The organism is Clostridiales bacterium (genome assembly GCA_015243575.1).
Lineage (GTDB): Bacteria > Bacillota > Clostridia > Peptostreptococcales > Anaerovoracaceae > Anoxybacterium > Anoxybacterium hadale.
Map to the genome: position 1 here is coordinate 4,266,528 of CP042469.1, position 12,751 is coordinate 4,279,278.

Annotated in this window: 11 protein-coding genes and 1 tRNA gene; 10 read left to right on the forward strand and 2 right to left on the reverse strand. The window is 46.3% G+C overall.

Translation table 11 applies throughout. The annotated features are described in order from the left end of the window. Positions 1 to 60: 60 nt before the first annotated feature. Positions 61 to 136 (forward strand) — tRNA-Ala (locus FRZ06_18705). A gap of 407 nt (positions 137 to 543) precedes the next feature. On the opposite strand, the gene FRZ06_18710 is transcribed toward FRZ06_18705, so the two are convergent. Continuing rightward, positions 544 to 1,143 carry a TetR/AcrR family transcriptional regulator gene (locus FRZ06_18710; protein QOX65234.1) on the reverse strand — a complete coding sequence of 200 codons (600 nt, stop codon included), beginning with the start codon at positions 1,141 to 1,143 and terminating at the stop codon, positions 544 to 546. Positions 1,144 to 1,407: 264 nt separating this feature from the next. On the opposite strand from FRZ06_18710, the gene FRZ06_18715 reads away from it, so the two are divergent. The 3 genes from FRZ06_18715 (at position 1,408) to FRZ06_18725 (ending at position 5,190) form a co-directional block, all read left to right on the forward strand. Then, entirely contained in the window at positions 1,408 to 2,679 is a 1,272-nt protein-coding gene (locus tag FRZ06_18715; protein ID QOX65235.1) for a DUF521 domain-containing protein, read from the forward strand. 1 nt (position 2,680) lies between these two features. Further along, positions 2,681 to 3,121, forward strand: coding sequence for a DUF126 domain-containing protein (locus FRZ06_18720; protein ID QOX65236.1), 441 nt, complete (start codon positions 2,681 to 2,683; stop codon positions 3,119 to 3,121). Between the two features lie 80 nt (positions 3,122 to 3,201). Next, positions 3,202 to 5,190, forward strand: a complete 1,989-nt coding sequence (locus FRZ06_18725) for an FAD-dependent oxidoreductase (GenBank protein ID QOX65237.1) — start codon at positions 3,202 to 3,204, stop codon at positions 5,188 to 5,190. A 153-nt stretch (positions 5,191 to 5,343) separates the two neighbouring features. On the opposite strand, the gene FRZ06_18730 is transcribed toward FRZ06_18725, so the two are convergent. Then, positions 5,344 to 6,141: a DeoR/GlpR transcriptional regulator gene (locus tag FRZ06_18730; GenBank protein QOX65238.1), complete on the reverse strand. Its 798-nt coding sequence runs from the start codon at positions 6,139 to 6,141 to the stop codon at positions 5,344 to 5,346. 280 nt (positions 6,142 to 6,421) lie between these two features. Between FRZ06_18730 and FRZ06_18735 the strand changes: the two genes are divergently transcribed. The 6 genes from FRZ06_18735 to FRZ06_18760 are packed head-to-tail and all read left to right on the forward strand — an operon-like array spanning position 6,422 to position 12,703. After that, entirely contained in the window at positions 6,422 to 7,483 is a 1,062-nt protein-coding gene (locus FRZ06_18735; GenBank protein QOX65239.1) for a Gfo/Idh/MocA family oxidoreductase, read from the forward strand. Positions 7,484 to 7,532: 49 nt separating this feature from the next. After that, entirely contained in the window at positions 7,533 to 8,489 is a 957-nt protein-coding gene (locus FRZ06_18740) for an ROK family protein (protein QOX65240.1), read from the forward strand. Between the two features lie 27 nt (positions 8,490 to 8,516). Next, positions 8,517 to 9,365: a sugar phosphate isomerase/epimerase gene (locus tag FRZ06_18745; GenBank protein QOX65241.1), complete on the forward strand. Its 849-nt coding sequence runs from the start codon at positions 8,517 to 8,519 to the stop codon at positions 9,363 to 9,365. Continuing rightward, positions 9,286 to 10,185: an alpha/beta hydrolase gene (locus FRZ06_18750; GenBank protein QOX65242.1), complete on the forward strand. Its 900-nt coding sequence runs from the start codon at positions 9,286 to 9,288 to the stop codon at positions 10,183 to 10,185. The genes FRZ06_18745 and FRZ06_18750 overlap by 80 nt, the downstream gene beginning before the upstream one ends. A 20-nt stretch (positions 10,186 to 10,205) precedes the next feature. Beyond that, complete coding sequence (locus FRZ06_18755) at positions 10,206 to 11,729, forward strand: sugar ABC transporter ATP-binding protein (protein QOX65243.1); 1,524 nt, start codon at positions 10,206 to 10,208, stop codon at positions 11,727 to 11,729. Further along, entirely contained in the window at positions 11,726 to 12,703 is a 978-nt protein-coding gene (locus tag FRZ06_18760; GenBank protein QOX65244.1) for an ABC transporter permease, read from the forward strand. The genes FRZ06_18755 and FRZ06_18760 overlap by 4 nt, the downstream gene beginning before the upstream one ends. Positions 12,704 to 12,751: the final 48 nt, after the last annotated feature.

Consider the following 12,751-nt stretch of genomic DNA (forward strand, 5'->3'; position numbering starts at 1 on the left):
TTTTTGATTGAAGTTTCATTTTCATAGTAGTATAATTTCCTCGTTGACAGATATCGATCCGGGGAATTAGCTCAGCTGGGAGAGCGCTGCGTTCGCAATGCAGAGGTCAGGAGTTCGATCCTCCTATTCTCCACCAAAAAATATTAGAGTCCTTCAGGGCTCTAATATTTTTTTATGACAGAAGAGGATCGAACTCGAAAGAGCGCGAACGTAAATGAGAAAGTCCAGTGGACTTTCGAGTAGGGAGCGGTCCGAGACACCAGAGTAAGGTGGCGAAGGACGGAAGATGCGACGGAAGACGCATCTTCGAATCCTCCTATTCTCCACCAAAAAATATTAGAGTCCTTCAGGGCTCTAATATTTTTTTTATGACAGGAGAGGATCGAACTTCTGACCAAAGAGGGTATCGGGAGATGAAATCTCCTAATCAGAGTATATCGTAAATTGGCGTTTTGTGTTGGAACCAGGCGATATACGGATCACCGCTTCGGTGGTGGCAGGCATCGAAGATGGACGGTTGCGGTACTTTGTCTAATGCGCGTGTCAGACGGATAAAGGCGCCGTCAGTTTTTCCAGAATAAATAACAGATCTTTTTCTGCCTGTTTCATCAGATCATAAGAATAGTCATTAAGACACCAGTCCAAAATAACGCCCCGATTGATCCGGATCAGAAAAGAGGCAAGTTCATGCACCGTCATATCCGTATGAATCAGACCTTTATGCAATGCGCTCTCCGCCAGCGTTTCTATCGTCTGATAGTATTTTCTCCCCGAGTTGACGGAATACTTCACATCTGTTGACAATTGAGCGATGTAGAGCTCTTTTGTAAGGTTGGCCGACTCTTCCATCACGTATCTTGTCTGGTGAAGTAAGATAAACTTGATATCTTCTACGGGATCGTGGAACTCATAATGCTGCAGCAGCTGATCCAGCGCTTCGTCATACAGCGCAAAGCCGTTGTTGATCATCTCTTCCTTGGAGCTGAAATGGTGGTAAAAAGCCCCGGTGGAGATGCCCGCTTCCTGACACAGCTGCCGGATGCTCATATTGTGATAGCCCTTTTTTTGAATTAAATTTAAAGCAACCCGTATGATGGTATTCTTTGTCTGGGCGGCTTGTTCGTCTCTTTTTCTTATTGCCATAAATTATTTCGCTCCAATTATGGAAGCGCTGATTCATTTTCGTGCGCATATAAATGGTCAATTTTTCGCTGACCATCTGCGCACCCTCCATTCAATCAGTGCTTCCTTATTTATTGTTTTTCTAATCATAAGCTATTGTGGAAAAAAAAGCAAGACAACGCCACAGGAGATGATTGACAAAAGGTTAACACAGTGCTAACATTAACATAACAACGTTCGGTGAAATGATGTTCGTTGGAAACAAAGATGAGAAAGGAGAAGATTATGAGGTTAACAAACGAAGAGCAGGATTTCCTTGATGGAAAACACGGAGCGATTCTGCGAAAGACAATGGAGACACTTGTAAGGTATGGAGACATGTATGATGCAGAATGCCTCGTGCCGCTGGATGGGCCGGTGCACCTTGTATGTTCCTTCGGAATGCCAGCACTGAAACCCCTTTCCAGGATCATGAAAGAGATGATTGACGCAGGAATCAGGACCAAGCTGCCTTTCACAGCAGATCCACAGCCCCTGGATTATGAAAATGTTACGGCAAATCAACAGGAGCAAGAGATGTATCAGCTGCTGTACGGCACCCAGAAGGAATATGAGAGCATGCTTGCAAAGTTGGGGTTGAAGGATGAAAATGCCTATACCTGTGCCTGTTATTTCGATGAGGTGGGGAATACTCCCAAGTTTGGCGATCATCTGGCCTGGGCGGAATCCTCAGCGGTGGTCTATGCCAACTCCATATTAGGAGCCCGGTCAAACAGAACCTCCGGTGTAATGGAATTTTTCAGCGGGATTATCGGCAAGACGCCAAAGTTCGGATTCCTGACCGATGAGGGAAGGAAAGCTGACTGGATCATTGAACTGAAAACCTCCAGCCTGCCGCGTCCTCAGATTCTGGGAAGCGCAATCGGAATGAAAGTGGTGGAAAAGGTACCGTATATAAAGGGGCTGGATCAGTTTCTCGGAACAGAATTGACTCCGGCTGTAAAGGACTATCTCAAGGATATGGGTGCCGCAACAGCATCCAATGGTGCAGTCGCGCTTTATCATGCGGAGAACCTGACACCGGAGGCGAAAAAGGACGGAGCGGGATTGATCAGAGAGAATGCACCCGTTTATATCATCGACGATGCAGAGCTTGAGCGTGTGGTGAAATCCTACCCGATTCTTTGGGCAGATTTGAACGCCAAACCAGAAAGAGCATTTGTCGGATGTCCTCATGCCTCCTTCCATCAATTGACCGAATGGACGGAAATCTTTGAGAAGGCACTTCGAGAAACCGGAAGCGACAAGGTTGCGGTAGATACCATTATAACCAGTGCACCGGATGTCATTGCAAAGTTTAAGGAGACAGAACATTATGACCGGCTTTTGAAAACTGGCGTGAAGGTATCTCACATCTGTCCGCTGATGTATATGTCAAATCCGCTCTGCGCGAAAAAATCGATCATTACCAATTCGAACAAGCTGAGAACCTATTCCACCGCAAGGTATGTTGACGACGAGACCCTTGTAAATCTAGTCGTGAAGGAGGGGTTTTAGCATGGAAAAGTTTCAGGGAAGAACAGTGATTCCAGGTCAGGTAAAAGGAAATGCTATGGTATCCAAAGCGGGGTTTAATGTACTTTCGTCCTACATGGGTGCTTTGGTCTCAAATGGAAAACAGACTCTGTGCACCGATCAGAATAATCCAGATCTTTTCCAGAAGGATCTGTCGGGGGCGATCCTGTGCATTCCTCAGGTGATCGGTTCAACCACAGCGGGGATGCTGATTCAAACCGTGGCAGCCATGGGAATTCAGCCCAAGGCAATGCTGTTTTCAGCCACAGCAGAGTCTCTTGCAATATCAGGAGTACTCCTTGCAGACATCTGGGAGAATACAAAGATTGTTACGGTGGATGGACTAGGGGACCGCTTCCTGGAATTGGTCCGGGAAGGACAGCTGGTGGAGGTTTCAGAAGATGGCAGCGTTACACTCTTATAAGTTGCGTTACATTCTTATAAGATGAGTTCGCTCTTATAAGTTGAGATACGCTTTATAAGTTGATGGAAAGGAAGGAAACAATGAGTACAAAGTACAAAGAGCTTTTTGAGCCTGCGTCGATCGGGAAGATGACGATCAAGAACAAATTATCTATGGCTCCTATGGGTCCTGTGGGATACGCCAATGCACTGGGCGCGATGAACGAGAGGCTGCAGGAATACTATGTGGAGCGCGCAAAGGGCGGAATCGGCCTGATTATCACCGGTATTTGCAGCGTGGATCTGGATATTGAAGGGTTGGTCAAACCCGGTCTTCCATGTCCGACCCAGAATCCGCTGGCGTTTATCCATGAAGCATATCAGATGAACGAAAGAATCCACGCCTATGGAACGAAGATTTTTCTTCAGCTCACAGGCGGCTTGGGAAGAAGTGCTTTGCCTGGATTCGCAACAAAGTTCATAGCACCGTCGGAAAACGAAAACCGATTTGATCCTCGGATTAAACACAGGGAAATGACCATAGAAGAAATCAAAAACCTGATTCAAAAATTTATCATGTCTGCCGTTGTCGCAAAGAAAGCGGGCTTTGACGGTGTTGAAATCCATGCGGTTCATGAAGGGTATCTTCTTGATCAGTTTGCCATAGCGCTTTTTAATCGCAGAACAGACGAGTACGGCGGCTCGCTGGAAAACAGGCTGAGAATTGCTACCGATATCGTCAAGGGCATTAAGGCTGCCTGCGGCCCGGACTTTCCGGTCAGCCTGCGCTACAGCCTGAAAAGCTGCATGAAAGGAATCCGTCGGGGCGGTCTGCCCGGAGAAGAATATGAAGAGGCAGGAAAAGACATTGAAGAAGGAATCGAGGCAGCTAAAATTCTGGTTGCGGCGGGGTATGACGCACTCAATGTGGATGCTGGGACATACGATTCCTGGTATTGGAATCACCCGCCGATGTACTTCGAAGAAGGGATGTATAGGGAATTTGGACGACTTGTCAAACAGAACGTCGATGTTCCGGTTATTTTGGCAGGAAGAATGGAAAATCCAGAGATGGCAATCGAAGCGCTGGGAGATTCCTGCGATATCATCGGCCTTGGCAGACAGCTTCTCACCGATCCGTATTATCCTGAGAAAGTAAGAACCGGGAGACTGGAGGAAATCAGGCCGTGCCTTGGATGTCATGAAGGCTGTCTGGGAAGGATTGCAAATGCGCCCGTGAGCTGTGCCGTAAACCCTGCCTGCGGGAGAGAGAAGATTTACGGGCTTACACCCGCTGGAAAAAAGAAACACATTCTTGTCATCGGAGGCGGTGTCGCGGGGATGGAAGCAGCAAGAGTGCTGGCTGAGCGGGGACACCGTGTGACCCTTTGTGAAAAGAGCGGCAACCTGGGCGGAAATCTGATTCCGGGAGGCGTTCCTCATTTCAAACGCTATGACAGGGCGCTGGTCAAGTGGTATGAGAAACAGCTGGCGCTTCTTGATGTGGAAGTCAAGATGAACTGCGAGGTAACCGCTGCGAATCGATCCGATGATAAGCCGGATGAAATTATTGTGGCAACCGGTTCCAAACCGATTCAGAGCAAGTTCGGCTCAGAGAATTTTGTGACAACTGCTGATGAAATCCTGCTTGGAAAAGCAGAGGCCGGCAAGAATGTTGTAATCATCGGCGGCGGGCTGGTGGGCTGTGAAACCGCGCTATGGCTGGCGCAGAATGGCTCCAATGTTACCGTCATAGAAATGATGAAGGATATTCTGGGTGGACACGGAGCACTTCCCCACATGAATCATGATATGCTTGTGGATTTACTGGCATTTCATAAGGTGACGATTCATACCGGCAGTACGGTGAAGCACATAGAGGCAGGAACGGTGACGGTGGGAACTCCGGAGGGAGAGCAATCCTTCCCCGCGGATACCGTTATCTCAGCCATCGGTTACCAGGAGAATCATGCATTGTATGATGAATTAAAGGATCTTGATATTCCTGTCCACAATATCGGCGATTCTCAGAAGGTGCATAATATTATGTACTCCATCTGGAACGCTTACGAGCTTGCAAGAGAACTGTAATGACCCATATCCTGAAAGGATACTAATCTTGCTAAAAATCCCCTTCAAGAACGAAGAGCATCTTGAAGGGGTTTTTTATTTGTGTGACGGAGGTACACGTTCTAACGGGTGAACGTCCCCAATGCCTAAGTGTATATTAATATTGACTGAAGCTTACTGGTACTTAAGGGGAGCCAGAACGATTCTTAATCCTGAAGCTTCCAGTTCCTTTACAATTTCCTCATGATCAGACTTGTTGCTGATCAAAGCGGTCACCTCAGCGAGGCTGCAGATGACTTTTAAACCGGTTTTTCCTAATTTCGAATGGTCAGCGATGACGTAGCACTGATGCGATGCCTTGATCATAGCCTGTTTGATCGGGGCTTCCTCGAAGCCGGATATGGTAAACCCAGCATCGCAGGAGACACCGTTTACGGAAAGAAAGCATAGATCTGCACGCATCGTATTGAAAAGCGCGATGGAAAATTCATCATGAAAAGCAGCGGGTTCCGGGTCATAGTTCCCTCCGGCAAGAAAGAACTTGATCCGGGGAGAATTGGTCAGAACCGCTGCGATTGAAAAAGAATTAGTCAATACGGTCAATTCAAGGTCAGATGCGGCAATTTTTTGCGCAACCTCTAAGCTGGTTGAACCTGAATCCAAAATGATGGTTTGGCCTGATGAGAGGATGCTTTTGACGATGTAATCCGCTATGGCTTCCTTCTCTTTTTTATAGACAATAGAACGCATATTCATGCTCGTGTGTCTTGCTGTACTGCCTGTGGCAACGGCACCGCCGAAACAACGCTTCAATAATCCTTTTTCCTCGAGATAGCGTAGATCATTACGAATGGTTGCTTCGCTGCAGTTAAGGTTTTTGCGAAACTCTGCAACTGTGACAAGCTCCGCTGCAATCAGCATACTCCGAATTTTTTCGTGTCTCAATTCGGTTTTATTCTTAAATGTTTGCATTTTTAATCACTTCTTTCTACTGGAATTGTTTCAATAGGGGCATTCTTTTCGATGTAAAAATCCTTTTATAGGGATGAGCCCACATCCATAATACAATATAATTATCGGAAATGGTAGTTTTTTTGAGAAATTAACCAACAATTCTTTTGAAATTAATAAAAATGCAAATATAATTGTTTACAACGATAATAAAATGCGCTAATATGATAGCGACAACAAGAGAATTTTTATCGAAGTCGATAAAAATTAGATGCTGTAGTTCGTTAAAGGAGTAAGTGAGATGAAAAAGGATTCAAAGTTATTAAAAATTGGAGTTTTGGGGTGCGGTCAAATCTCTCAGGCCGCTCATCTTGAAGCTTGCAATCGGGCACATAATGCGAAACTCTACGCCATTTGCGATGTTGCAGAGGATTTGTTGGAAAAGATGGCTTCCAGCCATAATGTGCGTGTTACATATAACGACTATACCAGGATGCTGGCTGATCCTGAAATCGATGCAGTGATTATCGGAATTGCTGATCAGTTTCATGTTTCCTGTGCGAAGCAGGCCATTCTTGCAGGAAAGCATGTTTTGGTCGAAAAGCCCTTGGGTGTTACGGTACAGGAATGTGAAGAACTGCGTGAACTGTCTGAGAAGGCAGGATTAATTGTTCAGGTTGGAAACATGAAACGATTCGATCAGGGCGTCTGCTTTGCTCGGGATTTCATTCAGAATGAAATCGGTGAGTTACTGGTGATCAAAGCTTGGTATTGTGACAGCACGTATCGTTATACGGTGACGGATAACGTGCAGCCAATCATTGTTCAGAGCGAAAAGGCTAAGAAACCAAGCGGAGATCCCAAATCCGATAAAGGGAAATACTACATGCTGACCCATGGCAGCCATCTTGTTGATACAGCCAGGTTTCTTGGCGGGGAAATCAAAAGCGTAGATGCACAGCTTGTGAAAAAATATGATTCCTACAGCTGGCAAGTTGCTGTGGAGTTTGCAAATGGTTCCATTGGTAATCTGGACTTGACGGTGGCAGTCCGCATGGATTGGCATGAGGGGTTCCACGTATATGGAGAACATGGAAGTGTTGTCGGCAAAACCTATAATCCGTGGCTCTTTAAATCCAGCGATGTGGAGGTATTTTCAAGCAAGGATGGACTTTATAGAAGACCTATTGCTGCAGACGGCCATTTTTATAAGCGCCAGGTAGAAGGGTTTGCAGACACCATTCTAAATCATACGGCGCTTCAAGGTGCATCCATTGATGACGGAATTGCGGCCATGAGAACAATCTCAGCAATCCACCAATCCGCAGCAACAGGCCGGCGGGTCAACCTTGCGGATGTATAACCGCAGAAAAAGAGGTGAAATCAATGAAATCGATTAAGAGGCTAAGGGAATGAATTATTATATAGGAATTGATCTGGGCGGCACAAATATCAAAGGGATGATCATGAATGAAACACTGCAGCCGGTTATCAGTAAGACTGCGCCGACACCTCAGAATAAGAATCCGGAGTCGGTCTTTTCTGAAATCAACAATCTGATAGAATCCATGGCTGCTGAGTCAGAGATTGACATGGAAGATGTATCTGGAATTGGCCTTGGCGTTCCGGGTTTGATTGACAGCCGGCAGAACCTCGTCCTCAATGCTGCCAATTTATTTTGGACCGATGTGGATGCAGGGAAATGGCTTCATAAGTATTTAAAAAAACCAGTATATACAGAAAATGATGGAACAATTAACGCTCTTGGTGAAATGTACTTTGGCGCGGGCCGGGGGTGCAGCAATATCGTGTTGCTGACGCTCGGGACTGGGCTGGGCAGCGGGATTATTATTGATGGAAGCATACTGCATGGGGCATCCCATGTAGCGGCTGAAGCGGGGCATATGATCATCGAACCCGATGGCGCGAGATGTTCCTGCGGCAAGAACGGCTGCTTCGAAAGCTGCTGCTCGGCTACGGCACTCACACGATATGCGCGGGAAAGAATCAAAGACCTGCCTGATTCGCTGCTTCTTGCATACGCATCCGGGAACCAGGAAGCAATCACTGGTGAAATGATCAGTAAGGCGTGGGATGAAGAGGACCCGGCTGCAAAACAGGCCGTTGAAATCTTTGCGAGAAAATTAAGCCTCGGGCTGGTAAACCTGATCCATCTTTTCAACCCGGAAATTATCATTATCAGCGGCGGCGTATCGCAATTAGGGGAACGGATTTTAGGTCAGGCCAGAGAGCAGGTTGAAAACGCCCTGATGCATCCGATCCAGCGATGCAGGATTGTGACAGGCGAACTGGGAATTGATGCAGGGGTTATGGGGGCATGTTATCTGGTATACAGCAACAGAAATTGAATTTGTATGAACTGAAAGGAGATGCATATGCAGATAGGGATATTTGCCAAAACATTTACCCGTACAAGTGTTGAAGAAGTATTTGCAGCAATACAGCGTGAGGGTTTGACACAGACACAGTTTAACATGGCATGCATTGGGCTTACCTCGATGCCGGATACCATTTCACAGGATATGACAGATCGCGTTCGAAAGGCTTCCATAAAATACGGTGTTGCAATCGCTGCTGTTTCAGGAACCTTCAATATGATTCATCCTGATTTTAGCCAGCGCCAGATCGGACTCAAGCGTCTTGCCGAACTGGCTAAGTCATGTTTGCCAATGGGAACCTCGGTGATTACGTTATGCACCGGAACGCGCAATGAAACCAGTATGTGGAAGAAACATCCGGACAATGATTTGCCTGAAGCCTGGCATGATCTGTGTGTGACCATGGGTGCAGCCTTGCAGATTGCCGAGGATCACAAGATTACGTTAGCAATTGAACCAGAGGTCTCCAACGTGATCAACAGCACAGGCAAGGCAAGAAAGCTCCTTGATGAAATGCAGTCGCCAAATCTGAAAATCATCATGGACGGTGCCAATTTGTTTCATGCCGGAGAAGCAGAAAAAATGACCTCAATCTTAAACAATGCCTTTGAATTGCTGGCGGATGATATCGTGATTGCCCACGCCAAAGATCTTGCAAAAGATGGAGAGGAACCAGAATTTGTAGCTGCAGGAAAAGGTCTGCTGGATTACAGGACGTATCTGAACTTATTAAAGGATTGCGGCTTTCAGGGACCCCTGATCCTTCATGGTCTTTCGGAAGCTCAGGTTCCTGAAAGTTTGGCATTTCTCCGGAAACAGCTCGAACTGCTGGAAACGGAGGAATAAGTGCATGGCCTATTTCATTCATGAGGGCATTCGGTTTCATTACATTGATCTTGGGGAAGGCACTCCCTTCGTCTTTCAACATGGCTTGGGGGGGAGCACGGAACAAATTCAAAATATCTTTATTCCTCCCGCGGGCATACGGCTTCTCAGCTTCGATTTTCGAGGTCATGGTGAAACAAATGAGCTTGGGCCAGAGGAAAAACTCGGTTTTGAAACCTTTGGCAGTGATTTGGCAGCATTTCTGGACCATCTCAATTTGGAGAAAGCAATTGTTGGAGGCATTTCCATGGGCGCGGCAGTGTCATTAAATTTCGTTCTGCGTTATCCCAGCCGAACCACAGGCAGTGTATTTTCACGGCCAGCCTGGCTGGATCAGCCCATGAATCCGGAAATCAGAGATCTGTTTCGTGAGGTTGCCAGACTGATTTGTGAAATGGAGCCGCAGATTGGCCGCTATCTGTTTGCAACATATGAACCTTACATGGAGCTGGCACGGGAATCACCCGCTGCGGCACAATCCTTTCTTGGGTATTTTGATTATGCGTATGCCAAAACCACTGCCGCCAAGTATCTGGCAATGCCTGCAGACCAGCCATGTCTGGATCGGCGCTTATGGCAGAATATAAAAACTCCGGTTCTGGTTATGGCAAACGGGATGGACCCAGTACATCCAATCGAATACGGAAAGGCACTGGCGGATGAAATACTTCAGGCAGAATTCAGAGAACTGACACCGAAAACGATTGATAGTAATCGGCATGTAAAAGACGTACAACGGTATTTAGAAACATTTTTGAAGCAGTACGAAATTAAGCAATAGAAAGAAGGGAATGAACAGAAATGTCCAACCTTGAAAGTACATCTTTGCTGGAAATGAAAGGAATCACAAAGCAGTTTCCGGGCACTTTGGCATTGGATGATGTTCAGCTTCAGGTTCGGTGCGGTGAGGTTCATGCTTTGATGGGGGAGAACGGAGCAGGAAAGTCAACCTTGATGAAAATTGCCGCGGGGCAATTGAAAGCAGACAGGGGAGAGATTCTATTTGACGGAAAACCAGTTTGTTTTGAAAATCCTGCAGAGGCAATTGGTGCCGGTGTCAGCATGATTTACCAGGAGCTAAATCCAATTTTACATATGACCATTGCAGAAAATATTTTCCTCAATCGTGAGCCTACCCGGTTTTACAGGTTACTGGTTGATCGGAAGAAGATGAATCAGGAAGCAGCCGCTATTCTGGAAAAGTATGGCATGAACGTCAGCCCCCAGGTCAAAATGATTGAATTAACCATAGCACAGATGCAGATGGTAGAAATCATCAAAGCGGTAACGTTCAATGCCAAAATCGTCATTATGGATGAACCGACTTCTTCTCTGGACGCAGATGAGACGGAAAATCTGTTTCGAACTATAGAAGAATTAAAACAGCGGGGCATCAGCATCATCTATATTTCCCACCGCATGGAGGAAATCACGAGGATAAGCGATCGGGTGACGGTTTTTAGAGATGGCAGGTATATCGGTACCAGAGATATTGCGGAAATCAATCGCCCGGCACTCATCAAAATGATGGTGGGCCGTGAGCTGTCTGATGTCTTTGACAAGGTTCCGGCGCAGCATGGGGAAGTTGTTTTGAAAGTCGAAGGACTGACACGAAAAGGTGTATTCCGGGAGATCAGTTTTGAAGTCAGGGCGGGTGAGATCCTTGGCTTCTCCGGTTTGGTCGGCGCAGGACGAAGTGAGATTATGAAATCCATCTTTGGCCTTGATCCATATGACGCCGGTGAAATCACATGGTGCGGTCAGCCGCTAACCATACGGAACACTGCAGAAGCAATTGCTCATGGAATTGCCATGGTCACAGAAGACAGGAAAAAGTATGGTCTGGTGCTTTGCCGCAGCTTATACGAGAATATTGGCTTGCCAAACTTAAAGAAGCAGCAGCGCAGCCTGCTTATCAACCATAAAGCAAACAATGCGAAAATTTCAGAGTATGCAAAGAAATTATCCGTCAAGGCATCCAGCCTCTCTGTTGAAGCAGTAAGCCTCTCCGGCGGGAATCAGCAAAAAGTAATCCTCGCCAAATGGATGATGGCAGCACCCAAACTAATGATTCTTGATGAACCGACCCGAGGGATTGACATCGGTGCCAAACATGAAATTTATAAGTTGATGTGCCAATTCGCCGCAGAAGGCATGGCAATTATCATGATTTCATCAGAGATGGAAGAAGTAATCGGGATGAGCGATCGGATTCTGGTCGTTCATGAGGGGAGGATCAATGGTGAATTCCATCGATCTGAAATGCGTGAGGGAATCAATTTGCAGGAAATGATATTAAACAAGGCACTCGGAGGTGACAAATGAGTATGCAAGCAAAACAGACAGAGCAGTCTTTCGATTTGGCGTTATTCACCAGAAAATACGGGATTCTGATGATCCTGGCTTTTATGATTGTCTTTCTGCTGATCGCAAGCCCTACCTTTCGGACATTGCAGAACACCATCAATGTTCTGAACCAGATCAGTATTAACGGAATCATTGCCATCGGCATGACGTTCATCATCATCAGCGGCGGAATTGATTTGTCCATTGGCTCGATGATCGCGGTTGCCTCTGTTGTAACTGGTGCTGTGTTGGCTGCGAATCCAAGTAATGTCGTCTTTGCAGTGGCTTTGGCATCTGCCGCATGTGGATTAATCGGATTATTTAACGGATACATCATTTCCAAATTTGATATGTTTCCCTTTGTGGTGACACTTGGTACACAGCTGATTTTCAGGGGAGTCGCTTATGTGATCAGTGACGGCAAATCGTACGTTTTAACGAGCAACGCATTTAAGGAGATCGGGCAAGGCAAGTTATTGGGTGTGATTCCGTATTCCATCATTGTCCTGATCAGCATTGCCTTCATTGGGCTTGTTTTGCTCAGCCGCACGAAATATGGACAGTATGTATATGCCATTGGCGGCAATCTACATACTGCTGTGGCTTCCGGTGTGAATGTATTTAAAATCAAGCTGCTTACTTATATGATGATGGGGGTCTTCACCGGAATTGCCGGTGTCATTTTGACCTCCCGGGTCAATGCCGGGCAACCGTCCATTGGAGTGGGTTATGAGCTGGATGCCATTGCAGCGGTTGTAATCGGGGGCTCCAGTTTGAATGGGGGAATCGGAACCATACCCGGAACTGTCATAGGGATTCTTATGATTGGCGTAATCAATAACGGAATGAATTTGATGGGCGTCTCATCATTTTATCAGCAGATCGTAAAGGGGTTTATTATACTGGGGGCTGTTATTTTGGATATTATGATTAGCCGCCGTAAAAGCAAATGATATGAATGACAGATTGTCTTTCCATAAGATTATTGTTTGAGGAGGAAG